A 20,272-nucleotide genomic window follows, 5' to 3' on the forward strand; every position below is an offset into this window, starting at 1 on the left:
GCCTACTCCAGACCCAACTCGGCCAGCGCCGCGGCGACACCGGCCGCATCGGGCACCTCGATGCCCAGCAGCACCTCACGCAGGGCCGCGGCGGCGGGGTCGTTCAGCCGCACGAGCGCGGCGACGTCGGGCTCGCGCAGCGCCTGCCGGACGTCGTCGCCCCGCAGCGCCGCAACCGTGGCGGCGAGCAGGCGCACCACGCCGGCGGCGTCGTCGGCGCGGGCGGTGAACCCGACGCTGCTGTGCGCAAGCACCGCCAGGAAGTCCGCCGCCTGCTCGACCTCGACGTCGGCCGCCAGTCCGGGACTGACGCCCACCGCGACCATCCGGGCCGCGGACTCCGCGGGCACCACACCCTCGGCGTACACCACCAGCGGGCCCGACGGGGAGAGCCTCAGTGCATCATCGAGTTCACCTGCCCCGCAATCGATCTGAAATCTGACCGCCTCGTAGCCGGAGCCCGCGACCGTTCCGGGCTCGCGGTCGAGTTGGACCACCACGGGACCGATCTCACCGCCTGCGACGTCCAACGACGACGCCGCGACGATCGGCGGACCGCTCGCGCGCGGCCCACGCGTGGCAGCGGCCCGCGCCGGGTCTGCACAGCGCTGGTTCAGCAGCCGCAGCAGCAGCGGGCGCGGTTCGGGGGCGTCGGGGGCGATCAGTGACAGCGACACGGGCACCGACTCACGGTATCCCCGTCGTCGCACCCGTTGCGCAACCCCGTCCAGTGAATTAGGTTTGCCTAACCAAATACGAGAGAGGATCGCCGATGACCGAGTCGACCGCCCGAACCTCGGCCGTGCCCGCCCCCACCACCGCCGAGCTGGTCCGCAGCGCCTGTGCCCGCGCCACCGACGCGGTGCTCGCGGTCGAAGGGGTCGCGAACGCCGTCGAGACGACCGTCACCGCCCTGCACCATGTGCAGGGCAGCGGCGATGTCGTCGTGTCGGTGCCGCTCGACTCCCCCGCGGCGACGGCGACCTGGCCCGCCATCGGGGTCACCCCGACCGCCATGCTCGAGATCACCGACCTCGCCCCGCTGCCGCTGCGCGAGCCCGTGCGGGCGCTCGTCTGGCTGCGCGGAACCCTGCACCCGGTGCCCGCCACCGAGATCCGTGCACTGCTCGACGACATCGCCGCCGAGCACCCCCATCCCGGGCTGCTCGACGTCGGTCACACCGCCGTCCTCCTGCGGCTGGTCCTGTCATCAGTGATCATCGCCGATTCCCATGGCGCGGAACCGGTCTCGGTCCGCGAGCTCGTCGACGCCACACCGGACCCGTTCTGGGAGGCCGAGACCGACTGGCTGCGGCACCTCGAATCCGACCACGCGGACCTGGTCACGGCGCTCTCCCGTCGGCTGCCGACGGCGCTGCGCCGGGGCCGGGTCCGTCCGCTCGGCGTGGACCGGTTCGGGATCCGGCTGCGGGTCGAATGTGAGCACGACGACGGCACCGCCTGCGACACCGACGTCCGCCTGCCGTTCGGCTCACCGGTGCACGACGTCGCCGGGCTCAGCCGTGCGATCCGCGCGCTGGCCGGCTGCGTGTTCCTCAACGGCCTGCGGGCACGCTCGACATGACCTGCCCGACCTGACCACCGCGCCGCGCGATCGCCCGGAGGCTAGCGTGACCGGGTGATCCGCGAGTGGCTGCGACCCGAGACCCAGGCCGTCGACCCTGCCCCGCAGACCGATCCGAGGGCCCGGCAGATGCTCTGGTTCGAGGTGGCGGTCGTCCTTCTCGTCACCTTCGGGCTCAGCGGGCTCAGCTCGATCCTGTCGCTGCTCGAGAGCGCACTGTCCTCGGCCGGCCTGGGCGGGACGACGGTCGCGCTGAACCGGTCGATGTCGTCGATCAGCCTGATCGACCTGGCCTTCCAGGTGCTCTCGGTGCTCAAGCTGTTCGCCTGGGCGGGCCTGGCGCTGTACCTGCTCTGGCGCAGCGGGCTCGGTCCGCGCACGGTGGGGCTCGCCCGGATCCGCCGGCGCGCCGACGTGCTGCCCGGCATCGGGCTGGCCGCGCTGATCGGCCTCCCCGGCCTCGGGCTCTACTTCCTGGCCCGCGCGGTCGGGGCGAACGTGCACGTGGTGCCCACCGCGCTGCACGACACCTGGTGGCGGCTGCCGACGCTGGTGCTCTGGGCGATCGCGAACGCAGTGGCCGAGGAGACCGTCGTCGTCGCCTACCTGCTCAGCAGACTGCGCACGCTCGGCTGGTCCCCCAACAGGGCGCTGTGGGCGTCGGCGCTCCTGCGCGGCAGCTATCACCTGTACCAGGGCATCGGCGGCGGGCTGGGGAACGTGGTCATGGGGCTGGTGTTCGGACGCTGGTGGCAGCGCACCGGTCGGCTCTGGCCGCTGATCATCGCCCACGCACTGATCGACACGGTCGCGTTCGTGGGCTATGCGCTGCTCGCACCCCACCTGTCGTGGCTGCGTTGAGCAGCGGCGCGTGAGCACCGCGTCGACGGCTCGTTGCGGCAGATACCGCGTTTGCCTGCGTACAGTCGGTTGACGTGAACGGTGAGCGACCCGGACCCCCGCAGCGGGGATCAGAGCCACCTGTGGGCGCCGAGGGTCCGCAGGTGATCCGCCGTGACGGCCGACCGTTCCGGCCGGCGGCGCCGCACCCGCAGGCACCGCACCCACCGGCGCCGCCCCGGCGGGTGCCGCCACCGGCGGCGGACGCGACCCGTCGAGTCCTGCCGCCGTCGCGCGTCTCCCCGCCTCCTGCCGGTCTCGCCTGGTCGCAGGCCCCCGAGGCCGGTTCGGTGGCCCCGCCGCGCGACCCGTCCCGCAATCCACCTCACCGGCCGGTTTCCGGCCCGGTGCAGTACGCGCCGACCCAGACCCCCCAGCCCTACCGGGAGCACGAGCCCTACCGTGGGCACGCCCCGGCCGGCCGCGGCGGATCAGGCGCGCCGCCGCCCCCCGCACCCCCTGCGGGCAGGCCGCGCGCCGTCCCGCCCGGTCAGGAACCACAGAAGATCCGGAAGAAGCGACACTGGGGCCGACGGATCGGCCTGTTGATCCTGGTGCTGCTGGTCGCGATCGGCGGCGTCGGGGTGTATCTGGACCGGTCGCTGCACCGGACCGCGGCCCTCGTCGACTATCCGGGTCGGATCGGCGACACGCCCGGCACCAACTGGCTGATCGTCGGATCGGACAGCCGTGTCGGCCTCACGCCGGAGCAGCAGCAGACGCTCGACACCGGCGGCGACAATGCCAGTACGGGACTGTCCGACACGATCATGATCCTGCACATCACCAAGAGCGGCCCGAACACGCTGGTGTCCATCCCGCGGGACTCGTACGTGCCGATCCCCGGGCACGGGCGCGACAAGATCAACGCGGCGTTCGCGATCGGCGGGCCGGCGCTGCTGGCGCAGACCGTGGAGGAGGCCACCGGCCTGCACCTGGACCACTACGCCGAGATCGGCTTCGGCGGGTTCGCGGGCGTGGTCGACGCGCTCGGCGGCATCACGATGTGCCTGGATCAGCCGATCAACGACGCGGCGCACGGCATCGTCCTGCCCGCCGGGTGCAGCAAGTTCAACGGCGGGCAGGCACTCGGGTACGTCCGCGAGCGTTATGCGCTGCCGCTCAGCGACCTGGACCGGCAGAACAACCAGCGCAACTTCATGGAGGCGGTGATGAGCAAGGCCACCAGCGCCGGCACTCTGGCCAACCCGTTCCGGCTGTGGTCGTTCATCAACCGCGTGGCCGGCTCGCTGACCGTCGACAACGGCGACCACATCTGGAACCTCGCCGCGATGGCGTGGGCGTTGCACGGCAAACTCGTCAGCACCACCGTGCCGGTCGGCGGATTCGAGAACACCGACAGCTCCGGAAATGTGCTGCTGTGGGATCACGACAAGGCGAGCCGGTTCTTCGGTGCGCTGGCGCAGGATCAGCAGATCCCCGCCGACCTGGTCGCCAAGGACTGACATCGATCGCGCGCAGCGGTGGCCGCCGGGTGGTCATATCCTCGGTCCATGACCACCGCCACGCCCGCCCGGTTCCCCGACCTGCTGCGGCAGCAGGTCCGCCAGGAGTTCACCGCCGCGCAGCAGTACATCGCCGTCGCGGTGTACTTCGAGCAGCAGGACCTGCCGCAACTGGCGACGCTGTTCCACGCGCAGTCGCGGCAGGAGCGCAACCACGCGATGATGCTGGTGCAGTTCGCGCTCGACAACGACATCGAGATCCGCATCCCCGGAACCGACGCGGTCCGCAACGACTTTCCCGACATCGTTGCCGCCCTCGACTTTTCGCTGAATCTCGAGGAGCAGGTCGTCGAGCAGATCAGCCGGCTCGCCCGCACCGCCCGCGAGGAGGGCGACTACATCGGCGAGCAGTTCGTCCACTGGTTCCTCAAGGAGCAGACCGCGGAGATCGCCGCCATGCGCACCCTCCGGGTGGTCGCCCGGCGGGCGGGTGCCCAGCCGCTCAAGCTCGAGCAGTTCGTCGCACGCGAGCTGAGTCCGGCCACCGCGGGCACCCCCACCGAGTCGGGTCACCCCGAGGCCGCCGGCGGAATGATCTGAGACAAGGCTTCGCTTGGGTGACAGCGACGGCGATCCACACATAGGGTCGTGCTCATGACTGCCCTGGAGAAGAGCAAGTTCCTCACGCTGCTGCACGACCAGATCAAGAACGAGTTCACCGCCTCACAGCAGTACATCGCGGTGGCGTACCACTTCGACAGCAACGATCTGCCCCAGCTGGCGCGGCACTTCTACGAGCAGGCCAACGAGGAACGCAACCACGCGATGATGATCATCGCGTACTTCCTCGACAAGCACATCCAGGTCACCGTCCCCGGCGTCGACGAGGTGCGCACCGAGTGGGCCGACATCCTTGCCCCGCTGGAGTTCTCGCTTCAGCAGGAGAAGGACGTCACCGAACAGGTGGTGCAGTTGGCGAGCGCCGCCCGCGACGAGGGCGACTATGTCGGCGAGCAGTTCATGCAGTGGTTCCTCAAGGAGCAGGTCGAGGAGGTGGCGACCATGAACACCCTGGTGACGGTCGCCAAGCGGGCCGGCGACAACCTGTTCGACCTGGAGGACTTCGTCGCCCGGGAGATGTCGGCGGCGAAGGCCGAGGCCGGCGCGCCACGTGCCGCGGGCGGCAACATCTAGCGCCGAAGCTGGTCGACGACCCATTGCGCGGTGAGCGGGCTCGAGCGCAGCGTCGAGTGGTCCACCGCCGGGCCATCGGGGAACACGTTCTCGTAGAACACGTTCGTGACTCCCGGCTCGTCGATGAACGAGCAGGTTCCCGGCGGTGTGGCCACTGCGTCGCGGCGGGTCGCCATCACCGCATACCGCACGCCCGGCTGGGTGAGGCGGCCGTCCATCACCCGGTGATAGACCTCCGATGCCGGCGTCAGCTCGAGGGCGGAACGCATGTTCGGCATCAGCTGCGAGAGCACGGGCACCAGCCACGGCATCGCGGTGAGCATCTGCACCGGCGTCACCGGCAGCTTCGGAATCCCGTACTGCGCAAGGAATCCGGCACCATCACAGCCGCGCGACTCCGGCGCGAGCAGCACCACGTCGTGCACATTCGGCGCGCCGCGCAGGACCTTGAGGTAGTAGTTCGCCGCGAACGTCCCCGCCGAGTGCGCGACGATGTCCACCTTCGCCGCATGGGTGCGAGCCTTGACCTCGTCCACGTATCGGGCCAATTGGCCGGCGGACTCGGCCATGTCGCCGGCCCATCGCTGTCCGTCGACCACCCCGCCCTGGAACACCAGCACGCAGGCGCCCGTGCGCCGCAGCGCCGTGAGCATCGTGGACCACTGCGCGCTGGTCTGGGACGTGGTGCCGTCCGCGCCGGGCAGCACGATCACCGGATTCGGACGCGCGGCATCGGGTGCGCAGTCGATCGGCGCCGCGACCACCGTCGATTCCGCCTCGGACGACGACGTCGCCGCAGCGGCCGCGGGTGCGCCGGCGACCACCGCGACGGCGACCGCCACGCCGACACCGAACCTGATCCACTTCAACGTCACGTCAACCCACCCGTTCGATGCCGAGTTCACGGTGCTCACGATGACCGACATCGATCGCACCCGGATCGACGAAACCTACCGCACTTCCGATCAGCGCTGCGGGCGTAGGTATTTCGTGGCGCGGCTGTTGCGGCGCTCGCGTCGTTCCGCATAGAGCACCACGGCCAGCACTCCGCCGATAGCTGCCGTCAACACCACCGTCAGCACCATCGCGACCCCTCCTCGTCGAACCCGGGCGTGGACACAAACTGTATGTGTATCGCCCGTTCGGCGCCGGGCATTCCATAATGTGACCGACGCCATCGGGCAGACCCGGGCCGACGGGAGGGTCCCGGTGGTCAGTCGCCGTCGATGCTGACCGTTCCGTCGAACGTGAACGGCGTCGGCCCGGGGGCACACCCGTTGAAGGACGTCGTCGCCATCGGTCCCATGATCCCGACCTGGTTCGACTGGCCGTTCGCGCCCTTGGTGACGGTCACCTGGACCGCGGCGGCACCGTTGAGCCCGCCCGGGAGCGTCATGCCGTTGACGGCGGTGATCGGGTAGACCAGCGACGCAGTGTTGCCCTCGACGTCGAGGCAGGTGACCGGCCCGGACACCGAAATCGGGATCATGTCGCCGGTTGCGGCGTAGGTGCCGGTGACGGTGCCGCCGGCGTCCTGCCCGTCAGCCACGATGTGCAGCGCGTTGAAGTTCGCCATCGGCTGCAGGTGGCCGTCCGCCGAGAGTGTGGTCGGGGTCGAGGCAGACGCGGCCGCCGGAACGACGATCGCGGCGGCCGCAACGGCCAGGGCGATCGTGGTGACACGCAGAGAGGACTGGCGAGAAAGCATGCGGTGCTCCAATCGCGGGTTTGTGGTCCCGCCCACGGTAGAACTCCGGGCGCTCATGCGGCGGTGATCGGGCCTCGCAGAATTCGACGCCGCCGGAATTGGGCCGTTTTCGATCGGCAAGTCCGATTTTCGAATCATTCGCCGGAACTCGCCTGCGGTCACTCGCGAAGTCGTGAGGCCGTGGGAGCGATTGTCGGGATCGCTCCCACGGCATCAGGGATTATGGCGCATGGGATTCGGCGCGGAGCGATCGGGTCGGCGACGAATTGTCCCCTACGAATGGCCACGGCTCCGACGGCGTCGAATACACCTCCGCACCAAGGGAACCGGGCAGGCGCACTCACATACCGACAATTGCCCGGCGTTCCGACCGAAAGTCTGCTGGAATGTGCCAGGAAAACCACCGACCCGACTCAGGGGAGCCGGGGGTGGTCCGATGTCGGGAGGATCGCATGAGAAGACTCATGATCGTCGTCGCATTGGCCGGGGCCCTCGCGACGGGCGCAGCCTGTTCGAGCAATACGACGCCGACCAACACGACCACGACGCCCAAGCCGACGACCTCCGCTCCGGCCACGACGACGGCACCTCACCCGACGACCACCGCGAGCGCCCCGGCGCAGGAGCACAGCGGTTCGAACTCCGGACAGCAACCGGCCCAGCAGAATCAGCAAGGTCAGCAGAATCAAGCGCCGAACAACAACAACGGCGGCGCCGTGATGCCCAACCCGAACGGTGACGGATCGACCGTCCCGTGCGAGGGCACCATCTGCACCAACCCGAACCACGGCGCGGGCGACAACCCGGACGAGAACGGCGGCGCCGTGATGCCGAACCCCAACGGGGACGGCCAGTCCGTGCCGTGTGAGGGCACCATCTGCACCAACCCCGACCACGGCGCGGGAACCGATCCCGACCAGAACGGCGGCGCCGTGATGCCCAACCCGAACGGCAACGGCGACGCCGTTCCGTGTGAGGGCACCATCTGCACCAACCCCGACCACGGTGCCGGTACCGACCCGAACCAGAACGGGCAGAACTGAATCCGAGCCTGTGGCCGGCCGGTGGCCCCGGGGGACGCGCCCCGGGGCCACCGGCCTGTCGGACGCGGGCGGACCGATCCCCATATGAGTAGATGGTCCCCGTCCACCCGACCATTCCGGAGGCGCCGTGCTGCTGACGATTCTCGATCTCGTCGGCATCGCGGCCTTCGCCGCGTCCGGCGCGATGATCGGGGTGCAGCGTCGGCTGGACATCTTCGGGATCTGCGTGGTCGGGGTGATGACCGGTATCGGCGGCGGCATCATCCGCGACCTGCTCCTCGGCATCCATCCGCCGACCTCGCTCGACACCTGGCCCAACTTCGTCACGGCGCTGCTCACATCGCTGGTGGTGTTCTTCGCGCATCCGGCGGTGAAGCGCCTGGCGATCGGTGTCGTCGGCCTCGACGCACTGGGCATGGGCCTGTTCGCGACCGCGGGAGCGCAGACCGCGCTCGACCACGGGGCCGGGCCGCTGGCCGCGTCGCTGATCGGAGCGACCACCGCGATCGGCGGCGGGGTGTTGCGCGACGTGCTGGTCAACGAGATGCCGCTGCTGCTGCACCGGGACCTCTACGCACTGCCCGCGTTGCTCGGCGCGATCACCGTGGTCGTCGGGTCCGAGCTCGGCTTCACCGCGAACACCGCGCTGGCGGTGGGAACGGTGATCGCCACCGGGCTGCGCTACCTGGCGCTGCTGCTGCACTGGAACCTGCCGACGGCGCCCGGCGCGGGCCCCTGAGCACCCGGCGCGGCCCCGGACCCGCACGTGCCCGACCTACGCCGGTTGCCGGTTCTCCTCGGGCTGCTGCCCCGTCTGCTCGGACGGTTCGCCCGGCGGTTCCGGCGTCTTCTCCGGCTCCGGGGTGCGTCGCGCCGCCGTCCAACGGTCGGCCACGGCGTCGTACCACTTCATCAACCGGGTCTGCATGGGCCGCTCGACCGCCTTCGTCAACGCCCAGCCCAGCAGGGTGCCGGTCACGAGCATGCCGGCCAGCTGCACGGTCGGCCCGAAGTGCCAGACGCCGAGTTGGCGCATGACGATGTAGCCGATCGCCTGATGCATCAGGTAGACGCCGTAGGAGATGCCGGCGAACCAGCGGATGGCCCGCCAGGTGGGCTTGGGGACGAGGTGGTCCCAGTCGCGGAACCGGGAGGCGATTGCGATGATCGCGAAACCGGCCGCGATGCCGAACCACGAGCCCCACACGATGTGCACGCTGCCGTCCGGTCCGATGATCGCGGTGTGCAGTGCGTGGGCCAGCAGGCAGGTGCTGATGAGCAGGCCGAAATGCCAGTGCGACATGCGCTTGGTCGACCACATCCAGATCGCGACGCCCGCGACGAACATGTGCAGGCGGTGGAAACCGAATCCGTCGACGAGCGCGCGGTACAACTCGGGCGGACCGGAGATGCGGTACGGCCACTGCAGGATCGGGATGAGCACCAGCGCCCACAGCACCACGCGCAGCGGTCGCCCGTGTCCGAGCTTGCCGCTGCGGTAGAGCAGCGCGGCCATGATGAAGCCCATCAGCTGCAGCGGGGTGGTCCAGTAGGACCCGTCGATGAACGGGTACTTCGGGAACCAGTTCCACAGCATCAGCTCGTTCGCGGCGAAGTCGTGCCAGCTCGGGCGGAACCAGCCCGGTGGGGACAGGTAGCGGGTGACCAGAAAGGTGATCGCCACCGCGGCGAAGTACGCGGGCAGCAGCCGCGCGATCCGGCCCCACGCGTAGCGCAGGGCCGTCCCCCGGCCGATGGTCACGCATACGAAGTACGCGGAGATGAGCAGCAGCAGGCTGGCGCCGACCTGATGGTCGAAGTGGATCCGCCCGGGCACCAGTTCCGGATGCAGTTGCGGACCCTCGAACGTGGCGTGGAAGACCATCACCATCACGACACAGCCGGCCCGGATCAGATCCCAGCTGATCTTGCGATTGCTTCGGGCCGGAGGCCTGACCTGGACCTCGGCAGACATTTGGCCAACCTAACACGTTCAGTGACCGCCCCCTGGGACCGGACTCGCCACCGGACCCGTCCTCCCTGGTCAGGACCGATTTCGGCTCACCAGTCGCGGCGCCGCCGCCGCGCGAAGTAGACGATCACCGCCACGGCCACGGCGAGGAAGACGACCAGTCCGAGCCCGTTGCCGTGCCGGAACAGTCCCGCGACGCCGTGCCAGGCCAGACTGGCCACCGCGGCATGCACGAACGTCCGCGCCAGGCCACCGCCGACGCCCGATCCGGTGTGGGTGGACACATGATGTCCGAATCCGCCACGACCACCGCCATGGCCACCACCGTGACCGCCACCGCGGGTGGCGTACTGCATCAGCAGCACGTTCGGATTGATCCTCGCCAGGTGTGCGGCAGTCACGGTCACGGTGTCATCCTGCCCTGTCCGCGGTCAGACACCACCGCCCCGGCGCACGCGGGCGCGCCGGGGCGGTGGTCGGGAGTGTGTCGGTCAGCGCAGGGTGATCTGCCGCCCGCGGATCCCGTCGCGGGAGCGCCGCTCCTCGGGGGTCAGCGGCGTGGTGACGGCCAGCGCGTCCTGCAACCGGCGGCCGAACTCGGCGGTGGCCGGGATCCACTCGTCGGGGTGACGTTCCGGATCGAGGTCGAACACCGGCACCAGCAGCCCGTGGGTGCGGAACGAACCGGCGAAGCGCGAGCCGTCGCCCAACGTCAGACCGCCGGCCGCGTGCACCCGCGCGAGCGCCGACATCAGCTCGTCCTCGTCCTCAGGTCGCACCCACCGCAGGTGCGCCTTGTCGCCCGCGTCGACCCACCACGCCGATTCGATGCCCTCGCCCTGCAGCAGCGCGGTCGGCAGCATGACCTCGTTGGCGCGGTCGACCGCGGCCTGCACCTCCGGCGCCGGCTGCACCCCCTCGGGGATCCACCAGTTGAAGTCGTTGTGGACCGTGATCTCGAGCGGGCGGTCCGCGGCGAGCACCTCGGTGACCGGCGGCGTCTGCGCGGTCGGCCCGGCGGCGGTCAGGGTCTCACCGACCGAGGCGCCCGCAGCCCACAGCACCGAGGCGGCCAGGTCGGCGCCCAGGTCACCGGAATACGCCTGCACCTGCATCGCGACCATGCCGAGACCCGCGTCGTCGGGACCCTGCTCGCGGACCAGCGCGGCGACCGCGCCCGGCAGCACCGTCGACACGACCAGCGGGCGCTCGGCGGCGACCGTGTCGGCGACGGTCAGCGTGGCGGTCGCGGACGGCACGAACTCACGCAGCGCCACCAGGTCGCACTCCGCGGCCAGCCCCTGCAGCGGCCGCGCCGCCGTCTCGGGTTGCTCGGCGCGCTCGAGGCGACGACGCTCCATCAGTTCGGCCCGGTTGCTGCCCGGGCGGGGACCACTGTTTCTCTTGCTCTTCTTGCCCACGAGCGCCAAACCTACTTCAGTGCGGGCTCCGCGCGCATGGCGTCGGACCCGACCCGGCTCAGCGCGCCTCGAGCAGCTCGCGGGTCCGTCCCGGGTGATTGGTCGCTATCCAGCCGACTCCGAGGTCACGGCACAGCCTGATGTCGTCGGGCTCGTCGACGGTCCAGCAGTAGGTGGCGCGGCCGGCCGCCGCGGCGCGGTCCACGAGGTCCGGATGCCGGTGCAGGGCACGGATCGACGGCCCCACTGCGGTGGCGCCGACCGTCATGGCGGCGCCCCCGCCGAGATAGCGGGACATCTCGCCGAGCAGCACGGTCGGCAGCAGCGGCGCGGACCGCCGTACCCGCCACACGGCGGCCGCCGAGAACGACATCACGACGACGCGGGCGTGGTTCGCCGACGGCGGCGTGGCCAGCCCATAGCGGCTGAGCGTTCCGAGCAACCGGCTCTCCACCAGCCCGCCATAGCGCACCGGATGTTTGGTCTCGATGAACAGTTTGGTCGGCGCCTTGTGGTCGAGGACCAGCTCGATCAGCGTGTCCAGCGTGAGCACCCCGGCCGGCTCGGCGTCGTCGGAGGGATGCCAGCTGCCGAAGTCGAGGTCGCTGAGCGAGTCGAGGGTGTGCTCGCTGACCAGGCCGGTGCCGGTGGAGGTGCGGTCGATGCGGCGGTCGTGCGTGCACACCAGGTGGCCGTCGCTGGTGAGGCGGACATCGCACTCGAGCCCGTCGGCGCCTTCCCGCAGCGCCTGCTCGTACGCGGCGAGCGTGTGCTCCGGCAACGTCCCCGAGGCCCCACGATGTGCGACGACACGGGGGCGGCGAGGGATTCGGCTCACCGCGTCATGCTACGACGTCGCCGCAACCCACCGGTGCGGTCGGCGTTCCGCCGCGGCACCGACCGATGCGAAGCGATCCATCAACACCAGCACCCCGGCGGCCACGAACGCGGCCAGCAGATCACCGAACGCGGTGAACAGCACGCCGTCGGCGCGGGCCTGCACCGAGTCGTTCAGCCGCCACAGCCAGTTGCCGACCATGACCGCCGCGCTGAGCACCCAGGCAGCCCACCAGATCCGCACCCGCAGGGTCAGCCCGCCGGCCGCCGGATCGTCGCCGGGCACCGCGCGGGCCATCTCGGTCAGGAACACCCCGGGCATGGCCAGGTTCCACCCGGGCACCAGCACGCCGAGCGCCAGGCCGCGCGCGCTGCGCGGGTCGGACCGGCCGACCATCGCGAACAGTCGGGCCCGGCCGTCGACCAGCCACATGCTCACCGCTACGGCCGCCACGATCGCGGCGAGCGGCGCGGCGTAGCCGATCACCCAGGCCAGCGCGTCGGAGATCGCGAGCGTGATCGGGCTGATCAGCGTGTGCCGGTTGCGCAGCAGCAGGAAGTAGCGGAACAGTTCGGCCGCCGTCGCGACGAGATACAGCGCGACCACCGCGCGCATGGCCGGACGGGTGCCGTCGGCCCAGGACTGCCGGCGGCTCGGCCGCGCGTCCTGCTGCGGGGCGCCGCCGTTGTCGATCAATCCCCAGGTCGGCGTCTGCCGGTAGCGCGGCGTCGGGCCGGGGACGCGGGGCGGCGGGGGCAGCACGCGGGCGCTCGCGTGGTCGGGCTTGCGCGCCACCCAGCGGTAGGCGCGTTCGGCGGGCGAGTTCCAGCGCCGGCGCTGCGGTGGGGCCGGTCTCGCAGACGGCGGCGGCGCCAGTTGCTGCGGGGCCTGCCGCGGCTGCTGTGGACGCGCGGGCTGTTCGACGAACGGCGCCGACAGGGCACTCTGACAGCGCGGGCACCACTTCGCCGGCGCGGGACCGGACGGCGTCATCGACACCGGCCAGAGCGTCCCGCAGCCGACGCACGCCTGCACGAAAGTCATCTAGTAGATCTTCGCCGGTCCGCCGGAGTCGGTGACCAGCGGCCGCCCGGCCTTCTGCCAGCCGACCATGCCGTCGGCGACGTTGATCGAGTCGTGACCGTTCTGGTTGAGGTACTGGCACACGCGGAACGAGCGGCCGCCCTGACGGCACACCACGTACAACTCGGAGTCCACGTCGAGCTCACCCATCCGGCCCGGCACCTCCCCCATCGGGATGTGCAGTGCGCCCGGGGCGTGACCGAGTTCCCATTCGTCGTCCTCACGAATGTCCAGCAGCACCACGTCGTCGTTGAACTCGCCCGGCACGTCCGCGGCGGATATCGAGGAGATCGGTTCGCTCACAGGGCCGATCCTCCCACGATCGCGCACGCTCGACCACCGGGTGAACGTCCGGCGACGGTCGGGAGACGTACACACGAAGCGGCAGCCCGATTTGTGAGCCACGCCACATGATTCCGGGAGGTTATCCACACTTTCCACAGACTCATCCACAGATTCGGGAGAGATCCGTGGCTGTGAGCAGCCAATCCACAGCGCCTGTTGATGACTTCGCCCGAGATTTTCAGATTTTCCACAGCTTCTGCTGCCGAATTTTCGAGGTACGATCCCGCGCCGGCACGCCTTCGGTCCCCCGCCCTCCTCTGGCACAGTGGCAGGCATGCCGGACATGGAACTGAGAGTCTTCACCGAGCCCCAGCAGGGCGCGACCTACGACGATCTGCTGCGGGTCGCCCGGACCGCCGAGGACTGCGGCTACGGCGCGTTCTTCCGTTCCGACCACTATCTGGCGATGAACACCGAGGGCCTGCCGGGACCGACGGACGCGTGGATCACCCTGGCCGGGCTGGCCCGGGAGACGTCGACGATCCGGCTCGGCACGCTGGTCACCTCGGCGACCTTCCGGTATCCGGGTCCGCTGGCGATCGCGGTCGCGCAGGTCGACGCGATGAGCGGAGGCCGGGTCGAACTGGGCATCGGTGCCGGCTGGTACACCGAAGAGCACCAGGCGTACGGCATCCCGTTCCCGCCGCTCGGCGAGCGCTTCGACCGGCTGGAGGAGTCGCTCGCGGTGATCACCGGGCTGTGGGACACCCCGCTCGGCCAGACCTTCTCGCATCCGGGCGCGCACTTCCCGATCACCGATTCGCCGGCGCTACCCAAGCCGGCGCAGCGCCCGCATCCGCCGATCCTGATGGGCGGGCAGGGTAAGAAGCGCACCCCCGCGCTGACCGCGCGCTACGCCGACGAGTGCAACATCCCGTTCAGTTCCCTCGAGGACACCGCCGCCCAGTTCGATCGGGTTCGCAAGGCCTGCAGCGCAATCGACCGGAATCCGGATTCGCTGACCTACTCCAGCGCGCTCGTGCTGTGCTGCGGCCGCACCGAAGCCGAGATCGCCCGCCGCGCCGAGGCCATCGGACGCGAGGTCGGCGAGCTGCGCGAGAACGGACTGGCCGGCACGCCCGCCGAACTTGTCGACAAGCTGGGCCGCTACCGCGAGATCGGTGTGCAGCGGGTGTACCTGCAGACGCTGGATCTGTCGGATACGGAGCACCTGGAACTGGTTGCGGCCGAGGTGATGTCGCAGGTGTAAGCGGATGGGGACCCGACGGCGCCGCCGGAGAGCATCAGGAAATCAGCGCCCCGACGATAGCCAGGCCGACGATCGGCTCATCCTGTCGAAGCTCCGCAGGATGACGACGGACGACGACCCGGGATTCGCCGCCGGGATCTATCTCGAAGACCTCACCGACCCTTGGGTTCCCGAGGGTTCGGAGGTGATCGACGGCGTGCACTGGATGACCCGGCCGCCGGTCTGAAGACTTCGGCAGCGACAGTGCTGTCGGTCAGCCTTGCGGGGTGAGGGTGATGCTGCCGACCACCACTCCGCCCAGGTACGCCGGGCCCGTGTATCCGCCGTGGCCGTCGCTGTTCATGACAACGCGATGTCCGGGGAAGAAGTCCACGTAGCCGCCGGTGGGCGTCGGATGAATGGGGTACCGGCCGATCAGGACGAGGTCCTGCCCTTGGACGGACCCGGTGCGCTGCAGCAGCACGATGCCGGACGAGGTCGTTGTCGTGGACGTGTAGCTGCCTGGCGCAACGTCAGCGGATGCCTGGCCGGCACCGACGAGGAGGGCGGCGGCACCGGCCGCCACGACGACAGCACTCCGGAACGCGAATGATGTGGACATGGTCGTCGCCTCTCGACTCGGGAGATCAAGTATGCGCCCGCCGTGCGCTTCTGCAGGGATTCGTTCGGTCCCGCGCGTTCCCGCCAAACCTCAGCGCAGCGACGCCCGCAACTCCAGGATTCGGGCCGTCGACGCAGCCAGGTCCGCCTGGTCGATCTGGCCGGAGGCGATCGCCTGCGAGAGCCCGGCCGCGGCCTGATCGCCCTGCGCGACCGACCGCGCCGAGCACAGCAGCAGGTCCATCCCGGCCTGGGTGGCCAGCACGGCCCGGTTGCCGTAATCGCCGAACGCCTGCAGCGCACCGGCCTCGAGCGCGTCGGTGACCGTCACCCCGCGGTAGCCGAGCCGGTCGCGCAGCTCGCCGCGCACGATCGTCGGCGACAGGCCCGCCGGGCGCGCAGGATCCAGCGCCGGATACACCGCCCACGACGGCATCACCATGTCGACGCCCTGCGCGATCGCCTGCCGGTATGGGGCCTCGTCGACCGAGCGGATCGTCGCGGCCGGGGTGTCGATGGTCACCGGCACCTCGTCGGTGTTCGCGGACGCCGGCGCGGCCCCCAGGCCCGGGAAGTGCTTGGCCGCTGCTGCCACGCCGTCGCGCTGCTGCGCGGCGATGAACCGCGACCCGGCCTCGCCGACCAACTGCGGATCCGACCCGAACGACCGGCCGTACTGGTCGAGGAAGTCCCCCGGCTGCCGGTACACCCCGAGCACCGGCGCGAGGTTCGCGTTGGCACCGGCGGCGTGCATGGCCGCGGCGGCCTGCGCACCCGCCTGTGAGGCAGCGGTGCCGACCTCCGGCGACTGCCCGATCTGTTTGGCCGACGCCTCCGGACCGCCGGGCAGCCGGCGCACTTGGCCGCCCTCCTGATCGGTCATCAGCAGCAGCGGCAGGTGCTCGGGGCTCTGCATCGCCGCCTGCTGCAGCTGCGCGCTGACCCCCGCCAGCTGCTGCTCGTTCGCCACGTTCTCGGCGAAGAAGATCACCCCGGCGACCTCGCCGGCGCGGATCCGGTCGAACAACTCCGGCGGCGGCGTCAGCCCCGGATAGGAGTAGATGATGTGCTGGCCGGCGATCTGCTGCGGGCTGAGCGGCCCGCCCGGCTGCGGAGCCGCCGCCGGTCGCGGAGACGCCGCGGCCTGGGTGGTCGGCGCGGCATGAGTGGTCGCCGCTGTCAGCTGCGCGGACGGCGCGCCGGCGGCACTCTCGCGGCTGCCCGACCCCGAGTCGCTCTTGGACACCGCCACCGCAGCGCCGGCCGCGACGGCGAGGACCGCGACCAGCGACCCCCACCAGAGCGCCTTGCGCCGACGCATCGGACGTCGTTCTCGAGCGGACATCGGTGGACCTCCCTGTGGGCCGACTGTGAGCACCAGCGTCCCCAAGGGTACGGACCGGGTCCGACCAACCGCCCTCGATCGGCGGCCGGGCGGTGTTCAATCGAAAGTGATCATGCACCGCGACCGCGATCCGACCGGGAGGCGGCAGATGAGCATTTCGCGCACCACGACCAGCGCCGACCTGCTGCTGCGGATGCTGGAATCGGCGATCGGCTCCAGCCCCCTCCGTGTGCGGGCGTGGGATGGCTCCGAGGCCGGGCCCGCCGACGGCCCGGTGCTGGTCGTGCGGTCCCGGCGGGCCCTGCGCCGGATGCTGTGGCGTCCCGACGACCTCGGCATGGGGCGCGCCTACGTCGCCGGCGAGGTCGATGTCGACGGCGACCTGCTCGACGCGCTCGCCGCCGCCGCGGACGTCGGGCTGACCCTGCACCACCGCGCCGAGCTGAGCCTGCGCGACCGCGCGGCGCTGCTGGGCCGCGCGGCCCGGGTCGGCGCCGTCGGGCCCGCACCCGCCCCGCCGCCCGAAGAGGTCGTCGTCGCCGGGCGCCGGCACAGCCGGTCGCGGGACCGGGCCGCGGTGAGCAGCCACTACGACGTCGGCAACGAGTTCTACCGGCACATCCTCGGGCCGTCGATGGTGTACTCCTGCGCGTACTGGCGCGACGAGCCCGAACATGATCGGAACTACACGCTCGAGGACGCGCAGCGCGACAAGCTCGATCTGGTCTGCCGCAAGCTGGGCCTGCGGCCGGGCATGCGGGTACTCGACGTCGGCTGCGGGTGGGGTTCGTTCGCCCAGCACGCGGCCGCCGAGTACGGCGTCGACGTCCTCGGCATCACGCTGTCCGAGCAGCAGGTGCGGGCGGGCCGCGAGCGGATCGCGGCGGTCGGGCTGGCCGACCACGTGCAGCTGCGGCTGCAGGACTGGCGCACGCTGGACGAGGGCGGGTTCGACGCTATCGCCAGCATCGGCATGGCCGAGCACGTGGGCCGCGAGCACTACGACCACTATTGCGCGGCGATGCTCGCGCTGCTCCGGCCCGGCGGCCGGTTGCTCAACCATCAGATCGCCGCGACTCCGGGTCCGCAGCCGGGCCACCGCACGTTCATCGACGCGTACGTGTTCCCCGACGGCGATCTGCTGCCGCTGGCGATGGTCATCGACAAGCTGGAGCTGGCCGGGTTCGAGGTGCGGGACGTGCAGTGCCTGCGCGAGCACTACGGGCGGACCCTGCGGGCGTGGGTGCGCAACCTGGAGCGGCACTGGGACGAGTGCGTGCGGCTGACCTCACCGGGCCGGGCGCGGGTGTGGCACCTCTACATGGCGCTGTCGGCGATCGGGTTCGAGCGCGGCCTGCTGCGGGTCAACCAGACCCTGACGGTGCGACCCACCGCGGACGGCGTCGTCGACATCCCGCCGGTGCGCGAACGCTGGCTCACGCCGCGATGACCGGCGGGGCGACGGGTTCTGTGCCGGACTCAGCCGGCGGCCGCGTGGTGCGCCTCGACCTGAGCGCGCAGCTTGGCCTCGGTGTGCCGGATCGCGCCGCCGACGACCGGTTCGACGATGGCCGCCAGCGCCTTACCCGCCAGCCCTCCGGGCAGGTTGTAGCGGAAGTCGACGGTCAGCCGGGTCTGTCCCTCGCCGACCGGCTCGAACCGCCACGTCGACGAGTTCGACATGCCCTTGATCGACTCGATGGCGATCACCTCGTCCTGGGTCCATTCCGTGACCTCGACGACCGATTTGAGCGCCTTCGGCCCGATGTTCATGGTCGCGTTGTATGTCGCCCCGAGACCGTGGTCCCGCTCCCCGATCGGCTCGAAGCGCGAGATCCCGAACATCCAGTTCGGCACGGTGCGGTAGTCGTCCACGAAGGCGAACGCGACATCGACAGGGACGTCCGCGACCGCGGTGTGGTGGATGTGGCCCATCTGCCGGCTCCTCAGCTGACTTTTGAACGAATGTACAAGACTCATCGTCACAGTAACCGTTGTCGCGATCGGGCATCGTCGTGAACGGTGAACCGGTTCCGGTCGGGGTGGGCCCGGTGCACCCGCGCGACGTGGTCCGGGTGGCCCGCGCCGGCGCGTCGGTCGCGCTGACGCCCGACGCCCTGGCGGCGCTCGAGGCGGGCGCCGCGCACATCCGCACGCTCGCCCTCGGCCCGCGGCCCGTCTACGGGGTGTCCACCGGCTTCGGCGCGCTGGCCACCCGGCACATCCCGGTCGAGCAGCGACAGCAACTGCAGCGCAGCCTGATCCGTTCACACGCGGCCGGGTCCGGACCGGAGGTCGAGCGCGAGGTGGTGCGCGCGATGATGCTGCTGCGGCTGTCCACGCTGGCGACCGGGCACACCGGAGTGCGCACGGTGGTAGCGCAGACCTACGCGGGCATGCTGTCCGCCGGGCTGACCCCGGTGGTCCCCGAGTACGGCAGCCTCGGCTGCTCCGGAGACCTGGCCCCGCTCGCACACTGCGCACTGGCCGCGATCGGCGAGGGTGAGGTCCGCGGGCCCGAAGGCGCCCTCGAGCCCGCCGACCGTGCGCTGGCCGCGGCCGGGATCGCCCCGCTCACGCTCACCGAGAAGGAGGGCCTGGCACTGGTCAACGGCACCGACGGCATGCTCGGACAGTTGGTACTGGCCTGCCACGACCTGCGCCGCCTGCTGGCGTTGACCGACGTGACCGCGGCGATGAGCATCGAGGGACTGCTGGGCACCGACCGGGTGTTCGCGGCCGACCTGCAGGCGCTGCGCCACCACCCCGGGCCGGCCGCGTCCGCGGCGAACCTGGCCCGGCTACTGGCGGGGTCGCCGATCGTGGCGAGCCACGCCGGGCCGGACTGCCCGATCGTGCAGGACGCCTACTCGCTGCGCTGCGCCCCCCAGGTCGCCGGCGCGGCCCGCGACACCCTCGCCCACGCCGAGCAGGTGGCGGCGCGCGAATTGGCCAGTGCCGTCGACAATCCGGTGGTCACCGCCGACGGGCGAGTCGAGTCCAACGGCAGTTTCCACGGCGCCCCACTGGGTTACGTGCTGGACTTCCTCGCGATCGCGGTCGCCGACGTGGCGAGCATGAGCGAGCGGCGAACCGACCGGTTCCTCGACGTCGCCCGCAACCACGGCCTGCCGGCATTCCTCGCCCACGACCCCGGAGTCGACAGCGGACTCATGATCGCCCAGTACACGCAGGCCGGGATCGTCAGCGACCTCAAGCGGTTGGCCGTGCCCGCGAGCGTGGACTCGATCCCGTCGTCGGCGATGCAGGAAGACCACGTGTCGATGGGCTGGTCGGCGGCCCGCAAGCTGCGGCGCGCGCTCGACGGGCTGACCCGGGTGCTGGCCGTCGAGGCGCTCACCGCGGCGCGCGGGCTGGACCTGCGCGCGCCGCTGCGGCCCGGCCCGGCGACCGGTGCGGTCCTGGAGGCGATCCGCCGGCGCGTCGCCGGCCCGGGCCCCGACCGGCACCTGTCCCCCGAGATCGCCGCGGTCACCGAACTGGCGCGGTCGGGCGCACTGGTCGACGTCGCGGAAGCTGTTGTCGGCCCGCTGGACTGAGG

The 20,272-nt window shown here is 70.9% G+C and carries 23 protein-coding genes; 11 read left to right on the forward strand and 12 right to left on the reverse strand.

Translation table 11 applies throughout. The features are described from left to right. Positions 1 to 2: 2 nt before the first annotated feature. A complete protein-coding gene (locus tag G4X40_RS10130; RefSeq protein ID WP_277832139.1) occupies positions 3 to 683 on the reverse strand; it encodes a hypothetical protein in 681 nt (226 codons plus the stop codon). 89 nt (positions 684 to 772) lie between these two features. Here G4X40_RS10130 and G4X40_RS10135 point away from each other — a divergent pair, with 89 nt between their 5' ends. The 5 genes from G4X40_RS10135 to G4X40_RS10155 all read left to right on the forward strand — a co-directional run bounded on the left by G4X40_RS10135 (position 773) and on the right by G4X40_RS10155 (position 5,145). Next, entirely contained in the window at positions 773 to 1,585 is an 813-nt protein-coding gene (locus G4X40_RS10135) for a DUF2470 domain-containing protein (RefSeq protein ID WP_277832141.1), read from the forward strand. A 54-nt stretch (positions 1,586 to 1,639) separates the two neighbouring features. Next, positions 1,640 to 2,446 (forward strand): CPBP family intramembrane glutamic endopeptidase, encoded by an 807-nt coding sequence (locus G4X40_RS10140; protein ID WP_408642164.1) that lies wholly within the window; start codon positions 1,640 to 1,642, stop codon positions 2,444 to 2,446. A gap of 593 nt (positions 2,447 to 3,039) precedes the next feature. Then, complete coding sequence (locus G4X40_RS10145; protein ID WP_277832408.1) at positions 3,040 to 3,951, forward strand: LCP family protein; 912 nt, start codon at positions 3,040 to 3,042, stop codon at positions 3,949 to 3,951. Positions 3,952 to 3,999: 48 nt separating this feature from the next. Continuing rightward, a complete protein-coding gene (locus tag G4X40_RS10150) occupies positions 4,000 to 4,551 on the forward strand; it encodes a ferritin (RefSeq protein ID WP_277832142.1) in 552 nt (183 codons plus the stop codon). Between the two features lie 54 nt (positions 4,552 to 4,605). Next, on the forward strand, positions 4,606 to 5,145 hold the full coding sequence (locus tag G4X40_RS10155) for a ferritin (RefSeq protein ID WP_277832144.1): 540 nt from the start codon (positions 4,606 to 4,608) through the stop codon (positions 5,143 to 5,145). Here the strand turns inward: G4X40_RS10155 and G4X40_RS10160 are convergent. Together G4X40_RS10160 and G4X40_RS10165 are read right to left on the reverse strand one after the other, a co-directional pair. Next, on the reverse strand, positions 5,142 to 6,050 hold the full coding sequence (locus G4X40_RS10160) for an esterase/lipase family protein (RefSeq protein ID WP_277832145.1): 909 nt from the start codon (positions 6,048 to 6,050) through the stop codon (positions 5,142 to 5,144). The two genes, G4X40_RS10155 and G4X40_RS10160, sit on opposite strands and share 4 nt — an antisense overlap. A gap of 308 nt (positions 6,051 to 6,358) precedes the next feature. Next, entirely contained in the window at positions 6,359 to 6,853 is a 495-nt protein-coding gene (locus G4X40_RS10165; protein ID WP_277832146.1) for a hypothetical protein, read from the reverse strand. A 452-nt stretch (positions 6,854 to 7,305) separates the two neighbouring features. Between G4X40_RS10165 and G4X40_RS10170 the strand changes: the two genes are divergently transcribed. Together G4X40_RS10170 and G4X40_RS10175 are read left to right on the forward strand one after the other, a co-directional pair. Then, positions 7,306 to 7,896 (forward strand): hypothetical protein, encoded by a 591-nt coding sequence (locus tag G4X40_RS10170; protein WP_277832147.1) that lies wholly within the window; start codon positions 7,306 to 7,308, stop codon positions 7,894 to 7,896. 127 nt (positions 7,897 to 8,023) lie between these two features. Next, positions 8,024 to 8,635, forward strand: a complete 612-nt coding sequence (locus G4X40_RS10175) for a trimeric intracellular cation channel family protein (RefSeq protein ID WP_277832149.1) — start codon at positions 8,024 to 8,026, stop codon at positions 8,633 to 8,635. Between the two features lie 36 nt (positions 8,636 to 8,671). Here the strand turns inward: G4X40_RS10175 and G4X40_RS10180 are convergent, their stop codons facing one another. The 6 genes from G4X40_RS10180 to G4X40_RS10205 form a co-directional block, all read right to left on the reverse strand. Continuing rightward, positions 8,672 to 9,871 (reverse strand): acyltransferase family protein, encoded by a 1,200-nt coding sequence (locus G4X40_RS10180; protein ID WP_277832150.1) that lies wholly within the window; start codon positions 9,869 to 9,871, stop codon positions 8,672 to 8,674. Positions 9,872 to 9,957: 86 nt separating this feature from the next. Next, entirely contained in the window at positions 9,958 to 10,275 is a 318-nt protein-coding gene (locus G4X40_RS10185) for a hypothetical protein (protein WP_277832152.1), read from the reverse strand. Between the two features lie 84 nt (positions 10,276 to 10,359). Next, on the reverse strand, positions 10,360 to 11,289 hold the full coding sequence (locus tag G4X40_RS10190) for a DUF5926 family protein (RefSeq protein ID WP_277832154.1): 930 nt from the start codon (positions 11,287 to 11,289) through the stop codon (positions 10,360 to 10,362). 58 nt (positions 11,290 to 11,347) lie between these two features. After that, complete coding sequence (locus G4X40_RS10195; RefSeq protein ID WP_277832156.1) at positions 11,348 to 12,127, reverse strand: glycerophosphodiester phosphodiesterase; 780 nt, start codon at positions 12,125 to 12,127, stop codon at positions 11,348 to 11,350. Between the two features lie 9 nt (positions 12,128 to 12,136). After that, positions 12,137 to 13,171, reverse strand: coding sequence for a DUF4328 domain-containing protein (locus tag G4X40_RS10200; protein WP_277832158.1), 1,035 nt, complete (start codon positions 13,169 to 13,171; stop codon positions 12,137 to 12,139). Then, positions 13,172 to 13,513, reverse strand: coding sequence for a rhodanese-like domain-containing protein (locus tag G4X40_RS10205; RefSeq protein WP_277832161.1), 342 nt, complete (start codon positions 13,511 to 13,513; stop codon positions 13,172 to 13,174). Between the two features lie 325 nt (positions 13,514 to 13,838). On the opposite strand from G4X40_RS10205, the gene G4X40_RS10210 reads away from it, so the two are divergent. Together G4X40_RS10210 and G4X40_RS10215 are read left to right on the forward strand one after the other, a co-directional pair. After that, positions 13,839 to 14,765: an LLM class F420-dependent oxidoreductase gene (locus G4X40_RS10210; RefSeq protein WP_277832410.1), complete on the forward strand. Its 927-nt coding sequence runs from the start codon at positions 13,839 to 13,841 to the stop codon at positions 14,763 to 14,765. A gap of 100 nt (positions 14,766 to 14,865) precedes the next feature. Continuing rightward, positions 14,866 to 14,991 (forward strand): hypothetical protein, encoded by a 126-nt coding sequence (locus G4X40_RS10215; protein WP_277832162.1) that lies wholly within the window; start codon positions 14,866 to 14,868, stop codon positions 14,989 to 14,991. A 27-nt stretch (positions 14,992 to 15,018) separates the two neighbouring features. Here the strand turns inward: G4X40_RS10215 and G4X40_RS10220 are convergent, their stop codons facing one another. Both G4X40_RS10220 and G4X40_RS10225 read right to left on the reverse strand, forming a co-directional pair. Next, positions 15,019 to 15,366, reverse strand: a complete 348-nt coding sequence (locus G4X40_RS10220; protein ID WP_277832163.1) for a hypothetical protein — start codon at positions 15,364 to 15,366, stop codon at positions 15,019 to 15,021. A 90-nt stretch (positions 15,367 to 15,456) separates the two neighbouring features. Beyond that, positions 15,457 to 16,710, reverse strand: a complete 1,254-nt coding sequence (locus G4X40_RS10225) for a glycoside hydrolase family 3 N-terminal domain-containing protein (RefSeq protein ID WP_277832165.1) — start codon at positions 16,708 to 16,710, stop codon at positions 15,457 to 15,459. 148 nt (positions 16,711 to 16,858) lie between these two features. Here G4X40_RS10225 and G4X40_RS10230 point away from each other — a divergent pair, with 148 nt between their 5' ends. After that, positions 16,859 to 18,160: an SAM-dependent methyltransferase gene (locus tag G4X40_RS10230; RefSeq protein ID WP_277832166.1), complete on the forward strand. Its 1,302-nt coding sequence runs from the start codon at positions 16,859 to 16,861 to the stop codon at positions 18,158 to 18,160. A gap of 29 nt (positions 18,161 to 18,189) precedes the next feature. On the opposite strand, the gene G4X40_RS10235 is transcribed toward G4X40_RS10230, so the two are convergent. Further along, on the reverse strand, positions 18,190 to 18,645 hold the full coding sequence (locus tag G4X40_RS10235) for an SRPBCC family protein (RefSeq protein WP_277832167.1): 456 nt from the start codon (positions 18,643 to 18,645) through the stop codon (positions 18,190 to 18,192). 74 nt (positions 18,646 to 18,719) lie between these two features. Here G4X40_RS10235 and hutH point away from each other — a divergent pair, with 74 nt between their 5' ends. Continuing rightward, a complete protein-coding gene (gene hutH / locus G4X40_RS10240; RefSeq protein ID WP_277832411.1) occupies positions 18,720 to 20,270 on the forward strand; it encodes a histidine ammonia-lyase in 1,551 nt (516 codons plus the stop codon). The last annotated feature ends 2 nt before the right edge of the window (positions 20,271 to 20,272 follow it).

Source organism: Speluncibacter jeojiensis, from assembly GCF_029589495.1.
Classification (GTDB): Bacteria; Actinomycetota; Actinomycetes; order Mycobacteriales; family Mycobacteriaceae; genus Speluncibacter; species Speluncibacter jeojiensis.